This is a genomic window from Agathobacter rectalis ATCC 33656 (assembly GCF_000020605.1).
Classification (GTDB): Bacteria; Bacillota; Clostridia; order Lachnospirales; family Lachnospiraceae; genus Roseburia; species Roseburia rectalis.
Map to the genome: position 1 here is coordinate 15,001 of NC_012781.1, position 18,103 is coordinate 33,103.

Here is an 18,103-nt window from a genome sequence, read left to right on the forward strand (position 1 = left end):
AGACCCCATGGAGCTTTACTCCAGTTTGATACTGGGATTCGGTACTGCATGTACAGGATAGGTGGGAGACGGAGAAGGATGGACGCCAGTCTGTCCGGAGTCGCTGTTGGGATACCACCCCTGTAGTACTGGGTTTCTAACCAGTTGCCATGAACTGGCAATGGGACAATGTCAGGCGGGGAGTTTGACTGGGGCGGTCGCCTCCGAAAGGGTATCGGAGGCGCTCAAAGGTTCCCTCAGAATGGTTGGAAACCATTTGAAGAGTGCAAAGGCAGAAGGGAGCTTGACTGCGACACCGACGGGTGGAGCAGGTACGAAAGTAGGACTTAGTGATCCGGTGGTATAAAGTGGGATTGCCATCGCTCAACGGATAAAAGCTACCCTGGGGATAACAGGCTTATCACTCCCAAGAGTTCACATCGACGGAGTGGTTTGGCACCTCGATGTCGGCTCATCGCATCCTGGGGCTGTAGCAGGTCCCAAGGGTTGGGCTGTTCGCCCATTAAAGCGGTACGCGAGCTGGGTTCAGAACGTCGTGAGACAGTTCGGTCCCTATCCGGCGCGGGCGGAGGATATTTGAGAGGAGCTGTCCTTAGTACGAGAGGACCGGGATGGACGGACCACTGGTGTATCTGTTGTCGACCAACGGCATGGCAGAGTAGCCAAGTCTGGAAGGGATAAACGCTGAAGGCATCTAAGCGTGAAGCCCCCCTCAAGATGAGATATCCCTCCTTCGGGAGTAAGACCCCTTGAAGACTACAAGGTAGATAGGGCAGAGGTGGAAGCATGGCAACATGTGGAGCTGACTGTTACTAATAGGTCGAGGGCTTAATCTGGTTAATAACGGAGAAAAACAAATCGGATTTGTATGAAGTTTTGAAGGTACAAACCTTAATAATCCTCGATAGCTCAATGGTAGAGCACTCGGCTGTTAACCGAGTTGTTGTAGGTTCGAGCCCTACTCGGGGAGTTTTTTAGTATAATATATGGTGACATAGCCAAGTGGTAAGGCCCCGGTCTGCAACACCGTCATCGCCGGTTCAAATCCGGCTGTCACCTCTCTCAAAAGGACTACATCAGTTTATGATGTGGTCTTTCTTTTATATAATTTGCAAATAAAATATATTGTGAATTTATGTAATATTCGTAATATATGTTGTACACATTTCATTATTTTTTAATTTTCTAAATTATTTTTCAGGATGTTACACTAAATTAATAAAGAGAAATATAAGCCTGATAAACAGAATTATATTTCTCTTTTTTAACAACTCTTATCCTTTTTTGAATAGTTGTAGTAGTATTATTATTCCTCTTCAGGATATTTCATACCCCATTCAGCTCTTATATCTGACATAATTTTCATTACATCATATGTATATTGACAGTGCATGAGGGTTTCTATTTCATCTGATGATGCTGAGCTTACAGCTTTTTCCATATCACGTACTTCGTAATACAGTGCATCTGATGTATCACCGGCATCAATTACTTCTTTATGACCATCCTCTGTATATGTAATAGTTGCCTGCATTCCTCTTGGATACTCAAAGATTTCCACATATGCCTTGTCAAAAGAGAGCGTAGCGCGTTTTGGCTGCTTGGAATGTAGAGATAATGTGACAGTTGCCATTTCCACTGCATCATTCATAAGCAGAATACCTGCCTGTTCATCAACACCGGTTGGTGCATATTTAACCTGTGACGATACTTGTGTTGGTGTTTCCTTGAAGAACCAGCGGATAAGAGAAAGTGAGTAAACTCCAATATCAAGCAATGCTCCTCCAGCAAGCTTACGACTGAAAAATCGGTTTGTCATATTGTAATCCTTGTAGCTTCCAAAATTGACCTGAATTAAATTTAGCCTGCCGAGTTGTCCACTTGCAATTATTTCGTTTAGCTTTTTATAAACAGGCATATGATATATAGTCATGGCTTCAGCAAGAATAACGTTATTTTCTTTGGCCAGTGAGACGGCTTCATCGAGCTCTGCGATATTTAAAGTAATAGATTTCTCACAGAGTACATGCTTTCCATTAGAAAGGGCTTTTCTTAGATAATTGATGTGAGTATTGTGTGGAGTGGAGATGTAAATGATATCCACATCAGGATCATAAAAGACGTCATCAATGTTGTCATATACCTTTGAAATGCCATATTTTTGTGCAAAAGCTACGGCCTTTTCATGAGTTCTGTTGGCAACTGAATAAAGAGTGCGTCCTTCCTTGGAGAGAGCATGCGCGAGCTCATTAGCTATTACACCGCAGCCGAGTGTTGCCCAATTAAGCTGTTTCATGTGAAATCCTCCTTTTTAACTTAAAGTATTGTAGCTGTGATGGTACATAAATTATTTAAAATGGTGTGAAATAACAAAATATAAACTCATTGATGATACCTTTTGACCCTTTAATCATAAAATATGTACCATAATGAACATATTCTAGCATGATGAATTATGAATTACAATGCATTTAGATTCAAAACAGTCAAAAACAGTCAAATTTGATAGTGACTAAATTAAAATTAGTTAATTTGAACTATATTTTAGATTATAAATTAGTAATAGAAAAGATATTAAAATTAGTAATTAGGCAAGTATTAATGATATATATGTTATATTCTGCACTAAAATCAATGTTGTATTTGCATATAGTGCACAATTTTAAAACTTGCTTTATATATTTTCAACAATTTTTAGTGTGATTATTTGTGAATATAAATGACGGATTATGATTGACAATGACGGATTATGAAAATATAATTATACTACAAGTTAAATGAATGTTGAAATGTTTAATACAGTAATTTGAAAATAAGCATTGAATAAATGGCTTATAAAATAAGTCTTTGAATAATTTGATAAACTGGGGTGATTAGATGCTGGCAGAAGATAGATGCAAAAAAATACTCGATATATTAGATTCGATGGGAAGTGTGACTGTTCAGCAGCTTATGGATGAGCTTGATACATCCGAGTCAACAATCAGACGTGATCTGGTTGCAATGGACAAGAAGGGTTATCTCACCAAGGTACATGGTGGTGCGATTGTAAATAATACGAATATCCATACTCAGGATGAGAAGGTTATCAACAGGCTTAAGCAGAATCGCAACGAAAAGGAACAGATTGCCAGATATGCGGCATCACTTATTGTGGATAATGATTTTGTTTATATAGATGCCGGTACTACAACAGCAGTCATGATTGATTATATTACTGCAAAGAATGTGGTTTTTGTTACAAACTCTCTGACTAATGCCAAGAGAATTTCCGATAGGGGATATACAGTATATATTCTGGGTGGCGAGTTCAAGTCTACTACCGAGGCTATTGTCGGAGATGAGGCCGTTGTGACGCTCGATAAATATAATTTTACGAAGGGCTTCTGGGGAACCAACGGAATTACTGTGAAGAATGGATTTACGACTCCGGAGATAAAGGAGGCCATGGTTAAAAAGAAATCCATGGAGAATAGCAAGGAGAAATACATTCTTGCGGATGACAGTAAGTTTTCACAGGTATCAAGCATCAAGTTTGCTGATTTTGAAGATGCTGTAATTATTACAAATGCACTAAGTAATGACAACTATAAGAAATACAAAAATATTAAGGAGGTCTAACATGATTTACACAGTTACTTTTAATCCATCATTAGATTATATTGTTGATGTAACAGATTTTAAGACAGGAGTAGTCAATAGAACGACTGGAGAGAAGATTTTTGCAGGTGGTAAAGGCATCAATGTTTCCATGGTTCTTAAGAATCTTGGAATGAGCAATACTTCACTTGGTTTTACAGCGGGTTTTACAGGAAATGAAATTAAAAGACTTCTAGCAAAAAAAGGTGTTGATACTGATTTTATAGAGGTGGAGGATGGTATTTCACGTATCAACGTGAAGCTTCGCTCAAATGAGGAATCCGAGATTAATGGTCAGGGTCCTGCAATCACTGAGGACAATATTAAAAAACTCTATGAGAAGCTTGACTGCTTAAAGGAGTCTGATGTGCTTGTTCTCGCAGGAAGTATTCCTGATGTGATGCCTTCATCAATGTATATGGATATCATGAAGCATCTTGAGGGTCGCGGAATAAATATCGTGGTTGATGCGACAAGAAATCTGCTCACAAACGTGCTTCCATATAAGCCGTTCCTCATCAAGCCAAACAATCATGAGCTCGGTGAGATATTCGGGGTTGAGATTACAGACAAGGACGATGTGATAAAGTATGCAAAGAAGCTTCAGGAGCAGGGCGCAAGAAACGTGCTTGTTTCAATGGCAGGCGACGGAGCAGTGCTTGTGACTGAGGATGGACAGGAGTTTAAGGCAAATGCACCTAAAGGAAAGCTCAAAAATTCTGTAGGAGCAGGAGATTCGATGGTAGCCGGATTTGTTTACGGATACCTCAAATCAAATGATTATAAGCAGGCATTTATTTATGGCGTATGTACGGGAAGTGCAAGTGCATTTTCTGAGGAGCTTGCTACAAAGCCTGAGGTTGAAGCACTTATTGATAAATGGGACAGTGCTTCCAATTAAACAAACGGTATCAAAAAGGTTGATATAAATAATTAAATTAATACATTCTATTAGGAGGAATGATGTATGACAATCAGGGATTTATTGGCAGCTGAGAGTATCAATTTGAATGGTACGCCTGCCGGAAAAACCGAAGCATTGAATCAGTGTATTGATTTGATGGCAAAAAGTGGCAAAATAGCCGATGTGGAGAAGTATCGCAAGGGTGTTTTTGCAAGAGAGGAGGAAGGCACAACAGGAATTGGAATGGGTATAGCAATTCCTCATTGCAAGTCTGATGCTGTTACTAAAGCAGGTCTTGCGGCAATGGTTGTAAAGGATGGGGTTGACTTTGAATCACTCGATGGTACACCTGCAAAGATTATTTTCCTTATAGCTGCACCAAACACAGAGGATAATGTGCATCTTCAGGTGCTTAGCAAGCTCTCTGTTATGCTGATGGACGAGCAGTTTACAAATTCTCTTATCAATGCCGGTTCAGTTGATGAGTTTTTAAATATCATCGATAGCGCTGAAAAAGCAAAGGATGAGAAAGAGGCTGCCAAAGAGGCAAAGGCTAAAGAGCCTGTTGAGGTGAAGAAGGACGATGTATTTATCGTTGCAGTTACAGCCTGTCCTACAGGAATTGCCCATACTTATATGGCTGCTGAGGCTATCGAGAAAAAAGCCAAGGAGCTTGGATATCAGGTAAAGGTTGAGACAAGAGGCTCAGGCGGAGCCAAAAATGTGCTCACAGATGATGAAATCGCAAAGGCTGCAGGTGTTATAGTTGCCTGTGATACAAATGTACCTACAGACCGCTTTGACGGAAAGAAGGTTATTGAGTGTCAGGTTTCTGACGGAATCAATAAGGCAGAAGAGCTCATAAAGAGAATTGCTGCCGGTGATGCTCCTGTATTTAAGGCATCAGGTAAAAAGGAGGCTTCACATTCATCAGTTGGTGGAAAGGAGAGCGTTGGACATCAGATTTACAAGCACCTGATGAATGGTGTTTCACATATGCTTCCATTCGTAGTTGGTGGTGGTATTCTTATCGCAATCGCATTCCTTATCGATGGATTCAGTGTTGACCTTAATTCACTGCCGGCTGACCAGAGAGCAAATTTCGGTACTATTACACAGGCCGCAGCAATGTTTAAGGGAATCGGTGGAACAGCATTTGGATTTATGCTTCCAATTCTTGCAGGCTTTATCGCTATGAGTATTGCTGACCGTCCGGGTCTTGCAGTTGGTTTTGTAGGCGGTTCAATCGCAGCAAACGGTACATCAGGCTTCCTTGGAGCACTTGTAGCAGGTTTCGTTGCAGGATATATTGTGCTCCTCTTAAAGAAGGTATTTTCTAAACTTCCGGAGAGTCTTGATGGTATGAAGCCGGTTCTGCTTTATCCGCTGCTTGGTATATTCCTGGTAGGCGTTATAATGCAGTTTGTAGTTGAGCCTCCAATCGGAGCTTTAAATACAGCTATCAACAATGGTCTTAATGGACTTAACGGTGCAAGCGCAGTAGTGCTCGGAGTACTTCTCGGAGGAATGATGTCAGTAGATATGGGTGGCCCTGTAAACAAAGCCGCTTATGTATTTGGTACAGCTTCAATCGCTGCCGGAAACTACAATATTATGGCAGCAGTTATGATTGGCGGTATGGTTCCACCAATCGCAATCGCTCTTGCAACAATCTTCTTCAAGAACAAGTTCACAGCAGATGAGAGAAAGGCAGGACCTACAAACTTTATCATGGGATTATCATTTATCACAGAGGGTGCAATCCCATTCGCAGCATCTGATCCGCTTCATGTCCTTCCGGCATGTGTAGTCGGTTCAGCAGTGGCAGGTGGACTTTCAATGGCATTTGGATGTACACTCATGGCACCTCACGGAGGAATCTTCGTAGTTCCTACAATCGGAAATCCGTTAATGTATCTTGTTGCATTAGTAATCGGATCTTTCATTGCATGTGGATTACTCGGATTACTCAAAAAGAAAGTAAGTGAATAAGCAATCCTCAATTATCATTTAATCCAACCTATAAACTAATCAACAAAGGCACTGCTTCGGCGGTGCCTTTGTTGTTATGTTGTGATATAAAAATTAAAAGTATAAACATTCTCTGAAATAACAGCCTCATGCCTTGACGAGTGAATTTTCCAAGCTTAAAGTAGTATTAGGATGAAATAGTAAGTCAAAAAAATCAATTATTTATGAGACTTAAATAAAAAAAACAGTGAGGCATAAAATGGGCAAGGTTATAGGTATAGATTTAGGAACAACAAACAGCTGTGTGGCAGTATTGGAGAATAATCAGCCGGTAGTCATAACTAACAGCGAGGGTCAGAGAACAACTCCGTCTGTAGTGGCTTTTACAAAAAATGGAGAGCGACTGGTTGGTGAGGCTGCAAAGAGGCAGGCAGCAGTCAATGTGGACAGGACATTTTTCTCAATAAAGAGACAGATGGGAAGCGATTTCAGGGCAAAGGTGGACGGAAAGCTGTATTCAGCTCCTGAGATTTCTTCTATGATTCTCAGAAAGCTGAAAAAGGATGCAGAGGACTATATTGGTGAGGCAGTGACAGACGCTGTAATCACAGTTCCTGCATATTTTTCGGATGCGCAGAGGCAGGCAACCAAGGATGCAGGAAGGATTGCTGGGCTTAATGTGCTTCGAATCATAAATGAGCCAACCTCTGCGGCACTCGCATACGGACTGGACCACGGACAGCAGCAGAAAATTCTTGTCTACGACCTCGGAGGAGGAACCTTCGATGTGTCTGTTATCGAAATAGGGGACAATCTGATAGAGGTGCTTGCCACAGCCGGTGATAATCATCTGGGTGGAGATGATTTTGATGAGAGAATCACGAATTATCTTGTCACAGAGTTTTACAGACAGCAGAATGTGGATCTGAGAAAGGATAATACGGCTATGCAGCGTGTCAGGGAGGAGGCTGAGAAGGCAAAAAAGGTGCTTTCATCCTCATCCTCAACCACTATCAACCTGCCATTTATCACCACTGTAAAGGGACAGCCGGTTCACATGGAGATGAACCTTACAAGAGCTGAGTTTAATGAGATAACAAAGGATCTGGTGGAGAGAACTGCTATTCCTGTCAATCAGGCACTTTCAGATGCGGGTATTTCCGCAGCAGAGCTTGGAATGGTGCTGTTGGTAGGAGGCTCGACACGTGTGCCGGCTGTTGTTGAGGAGGTCAGAAGAATTACAGGAAAAGAGCCTTCACACAACCTAAATCCTGACGAGTGCGTGGCACTCGGTGCAGCAGTACAGGGTGGCAAGCTCGGTGGAGCAATTGTCGCAGGCAGCAGTGCGGCAGAGATTATACTGATGGATGTCACACCGCTTTCACTAGGAATTGAGACAGTTGGTGGTGTCTCAACCAAAATTATTGACAGAAATACGACTATTCCTACGAGATACAGCCAGATTTTTACAACTGCAGGAAGCTTCCAGACCTCTGTGGATATAAAGGTACTGCAGGGTGAGAGGCAGTTTGCAAGGGACAATAAGCTGATTGGAAACTTCAGGCTAAAGGGCATCAAGCCGGCTCCGGCAGGTGTGCCGCAGATAGAGGTGACGTTTGATATAGATGCAAACGGCATTGTGCAGGTTTCTGCAAAGGACCTGGGCACAGGAAAGCATCAGGAGATTACGATTACCGCAAGCTCAAATTTGTCTGATTCTGAGATTGAGCAGGCTATCCGTGAGGCGCAGGAGTATGAGGCAACAGACGGACAGAGAAAGGCTTATATTGATGCAAGAAGTGAGGCTGATACGCTTGTGCGCCAGGTGGAAAATGTCATGGCTGACAAGGAAAAAAGAAAGGCTATGGACAGCGCACAGAAAAAAAGTGTGAAATCATCGCTTTCGTATGTGAAGAAGCTTATTTCAAGGACAAAGCCCGGAAATGTGAGCGAAGAGCAGGCTGCCGAGATAAAGCATGCGGCAGATGAGCTGAGAAATGCGGCAGCGGGATTGATTTAATTATAAAGGGCTGTAATCAGTAGCTATTATTATTCATTTGGCTATTTACGAGAAGCGGATTTTCATATAAAATATGGGTAAGTGGTGAGTATTCAGAACCACCCTGAATAGTTATAATGTTAATTTAAATCCGAGGAAATAGAAAATGAATGCGAACGATAAAACAGAAAAGGTACTAAGAGAAATTCATATCATGCTCTCAAAGGCGGAGCCGTATAAGCCGGAGCCGAGCAGGGTGATCATAAACAAGCAGCAAATGATAGATTTACTTGCTGAGCTGAATAAGTGTATATATGCAATACAGGATGAGTATGAGCTTACTGAACAGAGTCGCAATCACGCAGAGAGAGAGTTCAGAAAGAAGGGGGATCAGATAGTCTGGGATGCAAGCAGAAAGGCTGAGGATGTGTATGCAGCATCGGTTATCTATACGGATGAGGCGCTTTCAAGAGTGCGTGATATCATCAATGATACCAACGAGTCACTTGAAAAGCTGTGCAAGAATATGAAGGATAAGATTGCAGAGCAGGAGAAGATAGTTAAAACTAACCAGTATGAGCTCAAGGGACAGCTTCAGGATTTGTCCGATACGGAGAAGTATCTTAAGATTATCGATGACAGAAATAAGGAGATAGAACGTCAGAAAAATGCAGGTAAACCTGTAGAGGAGCGTACTATTGACAATGAAGAGAAGTCCATCTATGCAAACAGACAGACTGAAATCAAGGTAAATATGGATTATATCAGAAAACTGGGACTTGCTGAGGGCGAGGACCTGGGAGATGGTGTAGTGGGTGAAGTGAAGCTTGCAGACGATACACCTGATGCCGGATTAAATCATAGCAATGATAAGGATGAAGCCAAGGCTGCCGGCTCAAAATCGTCTGTTGATGAGGATTATAAGGCAATAAGCAGAAAAGCCGGCAATCCACCTGTTATCAACACAAAGGAAGGGAAGGAGCTCACAGACGGTATCCACAGAATGTGGCAGAGCATCACCGGAAATAAAGGGAAATGAAACACACCTATGTAATATAAAGCAGCAGTTCAAAACAGAACGGCTGCTTTTTGGCTTATATTTAAAAGTGGGTAATATTAAGCAGATTTTAAGAAAAACAAAGTGGATAATCTGATAAAATATAGCTGACTAACGGCAGGAGAAGGTTTCTGTTCAAAATTCATAGAAGGAGGATAATATGACAATATTAGTTTGTGATGACGACAAGGAAATAGTTGAGGCAATTGAGATTTACCTGATGCAGGAGGGCTACGACGTGGAGAAGGCTTACGACGGCATACAGGCGGTTGAAATTATGAAGAATAAAAAAATAGACCTCATGATAATAGATGTCATGATGCCAAAGCTCGACGGAATAAGAGCCACTTTGCAGATACGAAAGGAAAGCAGGGTGCCGATAATCATTCTATCGGCAAAGACAGAGGATGCTGACAAGATTTTAGGCCTCAATGTGGGAGCTGATGATTATGTCACAAAGCCTTTTAATCCGCTTGAGCTTGTGGCAAGGGTAAAGTCACAGCTTCGCAGATATACCACTCTGTCAAGCAATGATGCAGCCGGAGACAAGGTTTATGAAGCCGGAGGTCTTTTGGTAAATGATGATTTAAAAAAGGTGACTGTGGATGGTGAGGAGGTAAAGCTCACACCGATTGAATACAATATACTGCTTTTACTCCTTAAAAATAAGGGAAAGGTCTACTCAATAAACGAAATATATGAGAGCATATGGAACGAGGAGGCGATAGGCGCCGACAATACAGTTGCTGTGCACATCAGACATATCAGGGAAAAAATAGAGATAAATCCTAAGGAGCCACGCTATCTGAAGGTGGTCTGGGGAGTAGGCTATAAGATAGAGGACAACAAATGAAGCAGTATACGATAGGAAAAAAAGCAGCGGTCATAGTCTTACATCAGCTATGCATGATACTTATGGTAACAGGAGTGTTTGCCACAGGCTATGCATTCAGGCACGATGCGCATGAAAATATTGATATATATACACTAATATCGCTGGCGGGCCTGGTAGGCAGCTTTGTGAGCCTGGCATATATGGCAAACGTGGCAGGCAGAAAATCAGAGGATGATTACACAATATACTATTTACCGATTGACAAGGTATACTCTGATGTGATGCTAGTGATATTTACACTGCTCATGGTATTTATGGGAAAAGTGATTTCAGGCGTAAAAAACCAGCATTTTGACTATGCATCACTCATTATGACGGCCGGCACATTTACTTTTTTGTTTGATATGGCTTTTATTATTTTATACCAGAGCATTGTAAGGAAGATAAAAGGCAATATACTTTGCACACACAGCCTGATGTACAAGGGCTATGAGCTTTTGAAAAGAGTTATTGAGAAAAAGGATATCCATACACAAAAAACCAAAGAGATAATGCGCATACAGGAGGCTCTTGAAGCTATCTCGGAAGGAGCGCTTGACACTACACTTAATGTCAATGAGTTTCATGGGCAGCAGAAAAAGGTGGCGGAGGCTGTCAACCATATACGCCAGGGTCTTATGAGCTCGGTAAATGAGAGCCTTAAAAATGAAAAACTAAAGGCAGACTTAATAACAAACGTATCACACGATATAAAGACACCTCTGACTTCAATAGTCAACTATGTTGACCTGCTTAAGAGGGAAAATCTGGAAAATGAAAATGCCAAATACTATATACATGTGCTGGAGGAAAAGTCACAGCGTTTAAAGCAGCTTACAGAGGATTTGGTAGAGACATCAAAGATTACCTCGGGAAATGTGAAGCTCAATATGCAAAAGCTTGATCTGGTTGAGCTTTTATACCAGACCGGAGGTGAATTCAATGAGCGCTTTGAGTCGAGAAATCTCACAATAGTTACAAAAATTCCATCAGAACAGATATTTATCTATGCGGATGGGCGTCAGCTTTACCGCTCTATTGAAAATCTGTATACTAATGCCGCAAAGTATGCACTGGAAAATACCAGAGTGTATGTAGAGCTTGAAAAGGCAGATACAAAGGCAGTTTTTACAATAAAGAATGTGTCTAAGAACGAGCTTGACATAGTAAGCAACGGAAATGTAGACCTGACAGAGCGTTTTGTGAGGGGAGAGAGGTCGAGAACTACTGAAGGAAGTGGACTTGGACTTTCGATTGCAAAGAATCTGACCCATTTGATGGGAGGAAAATTCGAAATTAAGGTAGATGGTGATTTATTTATTGCCACAATTACCTATAATATTATATAATAGTAAATAAAAGAATTTTGAAATACACATACGGAGGTAGAATAAGTGAAATTATATGAAAATGGTGCTTACCTTTTAAACGGTAAGGAAGTAATAATTGATGGACCGGAGGCTCAGGCAGCTGTCAAAAGCAAGACCGGCATGGACATCGATAAACAGACAGCTAAGCAGGAGACAATTGCTTACGGTATTTTAAAGGAGCACAATACATCCGGCAATATGGACAAGCTTCAGATTAAGTTTGATAAGCTTACATCGCATGATATTACATTTGTAGGTATCATCCAGACAGCACGAGCTTCAGGACTTGAGAAATTCCCTATCCCGTATGTACTTACAAACTGTCACAACAGCCTTTGTGCAGTTGGTGGAACAATCAATGAGGATGACCACATGTTTGGTCTCACATGTGCAAAGAAGTACGGTGGAATCTATGTACCACCTCATCAGGCAGTTATCCATCAGTTTGCACGAGAGATGCTTGCCGGCGGCGGAAAAATGATACTTGGTTCTGATTCACATACACGTTATGGTGCACTTGGTACTATGGCAGTCGGCGAGGGTGGACCTGAGCTTGTTAAGCAGCTTCTTGAACAGACATATGATATTGATATGCCTGAGGTAGTAGGTATTTACCTGACAGGAGAGCCAATCAAGGGCGTTGGACCACAGGATGTCGCACTTGCAATTATCGGAGAGGTATTCGGAAACGGATTTGTAAAGAACAAAGTTATGGAGTTTGTAGGACCGGGTGTGTCTAATCTGAGCGTTGACTTCCGTATAGGTGTCGATGTTATGACAACAGAGACTACATGTCTTTCTTCTATCTGGAGAACAGATGACCAGGTTAAGGAATTCTTTGAGATTCACGGTAGGGCTGAGGACCACAAGGAGCTTAATCCGGGTGAGGTGGCTTACTACGACAGATTTATTGAGATTGATTTAAGCCAGATCCGCCCAATGATAGCTATGCCATTCCACCCAAGCAATACTTACACTATCGATGAGCTCAATGCAAACCTCATGGATATTCTCGATGACTGTGAGAAGAGAGCTGAGGTAAGCTTTGACGGCAAGGTGAAGCTTGATTTAAAGAGTAAGGTAAGAGACGGAAAACTGTATGTAGACCAGGGAATCATCGCAGGCTGTGCAGGCGGTGGATTTGAGAATATCTGCGATGCGGCTGACATATTAAACGGACATTCAATCGGAGCAGACGAGTTTACACTGAGTGTTTACCCGGCATCTACTCCAATATACATGGAGCTTGTGAAAAACGGAGCTGTAGCAAAGCTTCTTGAGACAGGTGCAATCGTAAAGACTGCTTTCTGCGGACCTTGCTTTGGTGCAGGAGATACACCTGCCAACAACGCATTCTCTATTCGTCATTCAACAAGAAACTTCCCTAACAGAGAGGGTTCTAAGGTACAGAACGGACAGATCAGCTCAGTGGCACTCATGGATGCACGTTCAATCGCTGCAACAGCAGCAAACAAGGGCTTCCTTACATCAGCAGCGGATATTGATGTCAACTTTACAAAGCCAAAATATTTCTTTGACAAGACTATATATGAGAACCGTGTGTTTGACAGCCATGGAGTGGCAGATCCTTCAGTTGAAATCCAGTTCGGACCAAACATCAAGGACTGGCCGGCAATGAGCGCGCTTCCTGAGAATATGCTCCTTAAGGTGGTTTCAGAGATTCATGATCCTGTTACTACAACAGATGAGCTCATTCCTTCAGGAGAGACATCTTCATATCGTTCAAACCCTCTTGGACTTGCAGAGTTCGCACTTTCAAGAAAGGATCCTGAGTATGTAGGCAGAGCAAAGGAAATCCAGAAGGCCCAGAAGGCTATAGAGAGTGGTGAGTGCGCAGGAAAGGCTGTTCCTGAGGTTGCTGAAATCATGGGAGTAGTAAAGAAAAAATTCCCTGAGGCAAGCCATGAGAATATGGGCTTCGGAAGCACAATTTTTGCTGTTAAGCCGGGTGACGGCTCAGCAAGAGAGCAGGCTGCCAGCTGCCAGAAGGTACTCGGAGGCTGGGCAAATATCGCAAACGAGTATGCCACAAAGAGATACCGTTCAAACCTTATCAACTGGGGAATGCTTCCATTCATCATCGATGAGGGAGAGCTTCCGTTCCACAACCTCGACTATATCTTCCTTCCGGGAATCAAGAAGGAAATCGAGGATGCAAAGACGGAGTTTGAGGCATATGTTGTCAAGGATGGTGAATTAAAGCCATTTACACTGAAGATGGGTGAGCTCACAGATGATGAAAGAGAGATAATATTAAAGGGATGTCTCATCAACTATAACCGTAAATAAGGAGAGTCTAATCCGATGGAAGAAACCGGAAAAGCTGGTAAAAAATCAAACATTGAGATAAATGCAGATAAGGGTGCGAAGCAGAATTCGCACCCGGGGCGTGAGGAATGGCCGCATCTGATCAGAATAGGTGTCATGGTATTTGTCACGTTTGCAGTCAGTATACTGTTTTTCTTTGCACTGTACAGATTTGAGGGCTTTGCAGGCATATGGAGCAAGCTGCTTGCGGCAGCAATGCCTATTATAATGGGACTTGTGCTTGCATACCTGATGAATCCTGTCATGCTGTGGCTGGAAAGATGCTTTAAAAAGCTTCTTTCAAAAAAGATGAAAAGCGAAAGCAAGCTGCGAAAGGTTTCAAGAGCTCTTGCAATCACAGGCTCGGTTATTATTCTTGTAGCGATTATTTCGCTCCTCATTGCGGCTATTGTGCCTTCTGTCATAGCAAGTATATCGGGACTTATGAAGACACTGCCAAATGATGTTGCGGCATTCATCAACATGATAAAGAACGGCAATTTCGGGGACAGCAAAATTGCTGAGCTCGCGAGCACAGGTTTACAGAATGCAACCGACTACATTGAGAATTATGCCACAGAAAAGCTGATTCCTGAGGCACAGAAGTATGTTGCACAGATTACAACCGGTGTGATTTCGATAGTCAGAGGCTTATTTAATTTTATTATCGGAATAATCGTGATGGTCTATGTGATGAGTATTCAGGAGACTCTTGCAGGACAGAGCAAAAAGATAATATATGCTGTCTGCAAGCCAAAGACAGGCAATATCATCATTGAGACGATCAGAAAGACAAATGAGATTTTTGGAGGCTTCATAAGCGGTAAGATTATAGATTCACTGATTATAGGTGTGATTGCATATTTCGGATGTCTGATTTTAAGGATTCCATCATCGGTGCTCGTTGCAGTGATTATCGGCGTCACAAATGTGATTCCGGTATTCGGACCGTTTATCGGTGCAATTCCATCGTTACTCATAGTAGTAATTCAGAGTCCGTGGCATGCGCTTTATCTTCTGATATTTATTGTCGTGCTGCAGCAGGTGGATGGCAATATAATAGGACCTAAGATACTTGGCTCATCTACCGGTCTTTCGACCTTCTGGGTTATGTTTGCCATACTAATCGGCGGAGGAATGTTTGGTTTTCTTGGAATGTTACTTGGTGTTCCAACCTTTGCTGTGATATACTATATTGTGAAAAGAGTTGTTAATTATGCTCTCAGGAAAAAGAAGCTTCCTGAGGACACAAGGGATTATACAAAGACAACAGGCGTAGATACCAAAAATAATAAGCTTAAATACGAGTAGGTGAAATAAGTGGATAAATACGAATACAATCTCAAGCTGGATCAGATAAAAGCCCTAAGCGCCGAGGAGGGCTATATGAGCGCAGCAGAGATTGCGGATAGCATAAATTGGAACAAAATTAAAAATGTAAATACACTCGTTAAAATCGGCGAAATCTACGAGAAGGCCGAAAGATACCAGGATGCAAGGGACATACTTTTAATGGCCTATGACCGTTCACCAATCGGCAGGATGATTATATACAGACTGGCTGAGGTCGCCATCAAGATGGGTGATTATGATGCTGCTACAGAGTATTATGATGAGTTTGTTGAGATAGCGCCTCATGATGATATGAAGTATGTATTAAGATATGCCATCAAAAAAGGGCAGGGAGCTTCATTTGATGAGCTTATCACTATTCTTGAAGAGTACAAGGATGAAGAATACACTGAGGAGTGGGCATACGAGCTTGCATATCTATACCACAAGGCCGGAAAAGCCGATAAGTGTATAGATGCCTGCGATGAGCTCATTCTGTGGTTCGGAGACGGACCATATGTGGAGCGTGCGCTGGAGCTTAAGATGCTTTATCAGCCACTTACCAAGGCTCAGGAGGAAAAGTACAGACGATTCAAGGCAGAGAAGGAAAAGCCGGCTAAGATAAAGGATGAGGCTGAGGTCACTGAGATAGGTGCCATGGAGATGGTAAAGGGCGGAGAGATAGTGCATGATGACGTAACTATTCCGCAGATTACTGTAAATCAGGAGAAGTTCAATACTGTAAATTTACAGCAGGAGATTGCCAAGGGTATGCAGCAGATCATGGAGGCCAAGGGCAAGAATGAAGTTGCTGATACGATGGATACCATCAAAAAGATAGTTGAGGATATTCCTTATCTCAAGCTCGAAAAGGAGCAGGAAGAGTATGCACAGCAGCCGGAAGAGACAGAGCATATCGCTACAGATGAAGAGATAGATGGTTCACTTAAGTTGAATTTCAAGGAGCTTTTGGGTGAAGACGCTGACGGACAGATGTCTATGGTCATGAGTGAAAAGACTCAGCTTGAGCATCAGATTACAGGACAGATGTCTATACAGGATGTGCTTGAAGAATGGGAAAAGACCAGACATGCGGCTGAAATTGCACTTAAAGAGGCTGAGCAGCAGAAACTTGAGTCAGCTAAGGCAAGAGCACTTCAGGAGGCAGGAGACATCATGGAGAGACTAAATGATGTCATTCCAAAGCTGGATGCAGGTGTCACTCCGAAGGAACTTCTTGAGGAGGAGTATTTGAAGGTCCCGGTTGATATTATAGAGCAGAAAGCTGCCGTGAAGGAGCCTGAAGAAGAGCAGAAACCGGATATGCAGGAGCTTTATGCAGAGGAGACTGTGGATGAAGTACAGGAGCCGCAGGAAGCACCGGAAGATACTATAGACGAAGCACAGGAGCCGCAGGAAGCACCGGAAGAGGCTATAGAAGAAGCTATAGAAGAAGTGCAGGAGTCACGGGAAGTACCTGAAGAGGCTGCAGATGAAGCCAGGGAACCGGTTGGAGAGCCGGAGGATATAATTATGGCAGAGGAGTCTGAGAAAGACGAGATACTCATGCAGCCGACTACCATGATGCCTGAAATAACAGATGATATGTTAAATGTCGATGATGATACATCAGATGATGAGACTTCACAGGAGAAAGAAAACGTTTCTGAGAAGAGAGATTTTGATCATGTGACATCATTTATCGAGCAGGAAATAGCCAAGATGACAGCAAAAAATCCGGGACTGGAGAAGAAGCTGGATATGGCTAAGACAAGAAAAATGCCGGATATTTCATTGCCGGAGGATTTAGACAGCGAAGAAGATGACTCGAAATTGAAAGAAACAAAACATATAAAAGAGCTTACAAGCGAACAGAAAGCTATATTTTCATATTTCATACCGGTAAAGGGTATGGAGGATCAGATCTGCAAGGCATATAATGCAGTGCTTGATCATTTCAACAGGAAAGAAAACGCATCCACAGGCAACCTCATTATACAGGGAGAGCAGGGTTGCGGAAAGACAATGCTTGCTACAAGCTTTATAAAGGTATTACAAAAAGATGGTGAACAGCTTACAGGAAAGATGGGCAAGATTGATGCTGCCGCACTCAATAAAAAGGATGTGCAGCAGGTAGTCAGAAAGATAACAGGAGGCTGTCTCATCATAGAAAGAGCCGGTGATATCGACCGCAGCATAGCTGCCCAGCTATCATTTTTGATGGAGCATGATATTACAGGAACACTCTATATACTTGAGGATACATCAAAGGGTATAAAGAAGGCTCTCTCAATGGATGAGGGCTTTGCATCCAAGTTCACGGAAAAGATATCGGTTCCTATTTTTACAAATGATGAACTCGTATTGTTTGCCAAATCGTACTCTGCAGAGCTTGGGTACAAGATAGATGAGATGGCTATTCTGGCATTGCATAACAGAATCAGCAATATTGAGAGGATAGACCAGGCTACCACTCTGACAGAGGTCAAGGATATAATTGACGAGGCCATAGACAGGGAGGCTCACAGCGGACTTAAGAAGGCTATAAGTATTCTGACAGCCAGGCGATATACAGATGATGACCGAATTGTACTCAAAGAGGATCATTTCAGGGAAAAATAAATACTTA

The 18,103-nt window shown here is 42.3% G+C and carries 11 protein-coding genes, 2 tRNA genes and 1 rRNA gene (1 of these 14 cut by a window edge); 13 read left to right on the forward strand and 1 reads right to left on the reverse strand.

Annotated features, from left to right (window positions below; all coding sequences use genetic code 11):
- From EUBREC_RS00065 to EUBREC_RS00075, 3 genes are all read left to right on the forward strand, one after another.
- Positions 1 to 836 (forward strand): 23S ribosomal RNA (locus EUBREC_RS00065) (it extends 2,049 nt beyond the left edge of the window).
- 62 nt (positions 837 to 898) lie between these two features.
- Positions 899 to 970: transfer RNA gene (locus EUBREC_RS00070), tRNA-Asn, on the forward strand.
- Between the two features lie 18 nt (positions 971 to 988).
- Positions 989 to 1,059, forward strand: a tRNA-Cys gene (locus EUBREC_RS00075).
- Positions 1,060 to 1,306: 247 nt separating this feature from the next.
- On the opposite strand, the gene EUBREC_RS00080 is transcribed toward EUBREC_RS00075, so the two are convergent.
- The gene (locus EUBREC_RS00080; protein ID WP_012740945.1) at positions 1,307 to 2,296 is read right to left on the reverse strand and encodes a Gfo/Idh/MocA family protein; all 990 of its coding nucleotides are present in this window, start codon (positions 2,294 to 2,296) and stop codon (positions 1,307 to 1,309) included.
- A gap of 581 nt (positions 2,297 to 2,877) precedes the next feature.
- On the opposite strand from EUBREC_RS00080, the gene EUBREC_RS00085 reads away from it, so the two are divergent.
- From EUBREC_RS00085 to EUBREC_RS00130, 10 genes are all read left to right on the forward strand, one after another.
- Positions 2,878 to 3,621, forward strand: a complete 744-nt coding sequence (locus EUBREC_RS00085; protein ID WP_012740946.1) for a DeoR/GlpR family DNA-binding transcription regulator — start codon at positions 2,878 to 2,880, stop codon at positions 3,619 to 3,621.
- 1 nt (position 3,622) lies between these two features.
- Positions 3,623 to 4,540: a 1-phosphofructokinase gene (pfkB, locus tag EUBREC_RS00090; protein WP_012740947.1), complete on the forward strand. Its 918-nt coding sequence runs from the start codon at positions 3,623 to 3,625 to the stop codon at positions 4,538 to 4,540.
- A 66-nt stretch (positions 4,541 to 4,606) separates the two neighbouring features.
- Positions 4,607 to 6,535, forward strand: a complete 1,929-nt coding sequence (locus EUBREC_RS00095; RefSeq protein WP_012740948.1) for a PTS fructose transporter subunit IIABC — start codon at positions 4,607 to 4,609, stop codon at positions 6,533 to 6,535.
- Between the two features lie 238 nt (positions 6,536 to 6,773).
- Positions 6,774 to 8,534: a molecular chaperone DnaK gene (dnaK, locus tag EUBREC_RS00100; protein WP_012740949.1), complete on the forward strand. Its 1,761-nt coding sequence runs from the start codon at positions 6,774 to 6,776 to the stop codon at positions 8,532 to 8,534.
- Positions 8,535 to 8,679: 145 nt separating this feature from the next.
- A complete protein-coding gene (locus EUBREC_RS00105) occupies positions 8,680 to 9,552 on the forward strand; it encodes a hypothetical protein (protein WP_012740950.1) in 873 nt (290 codons plus the stop codon).
- Positions 9,553 to 9,730: 178 nt separating this feature from the next.
- On the forward strand, positions 9,731 to 10,423 hold the full coding sequence (locus tag EUBREC_RS00110; RefSeq protein WP_012740951.1) for a response regulator transcription factor: 693 nt from the start codon (positions 9,731 to 9,733) through the stop codon (positions 10,421 to 10,423).
- The gene (locus EUBREC_RS00115) at positions 10,420 to 11,793 is read left to right on the forward strand and encodes a sensor histidine kinase (RefSeq protein WP_012740952.1); all 1,374 of its coding nucleotides are present in this window, start codon (positions 10,420 to 10,422) and stop codon (positions 11,791 to 11,793) included. The genes EUBREC_RS00110 and EUBREC_RS00115 overlap by 4 nt, the downstream gene beginning before the upstream one ends.
- 45 nt (positions 11,794 to 11,838) lie before the next feature.
- Positions 11,839 to 14,124 (forward strand): hydratase, encoded by a 2,286-nt coding sequence (locus tag EUBREC_RS00120; protein ID WP_012740953.1) that lies wholly within the window; start codon positions 11,839 to 11,841, stop codon positions 14,122 to 14,124.
- Positions 14,125 to 14,139: 15 nt separating this feature from the next.
- Positions 14,140 to 15,453 (forward strand): AI-2E family transporter, encoded by a 1,314-nt coding sequence (locus tag EUBREC_RS00125; RefSeq protein WP_012740954.1) that lies wholly within the window; start codon positions 14,140 to 14,142, stop codon positions 15,451 to 15,453.
- Positions 15,454 to 15,462: 9 nt separating this feature from the next.
- Positions 15,463 to 18,096, forward strand: coding sequence for a tetratricopeptide repeat protein (locus EUBREC_RS00130; protein WP_012740955.1), 2,634 nt, complete (start codon positions 15,463 to 15,465; stop codon positions 18,094 to 18,096).
- The last annotated feature ends 7 nt before the right edge of the window (positions 18,097 to 18,103 follow it).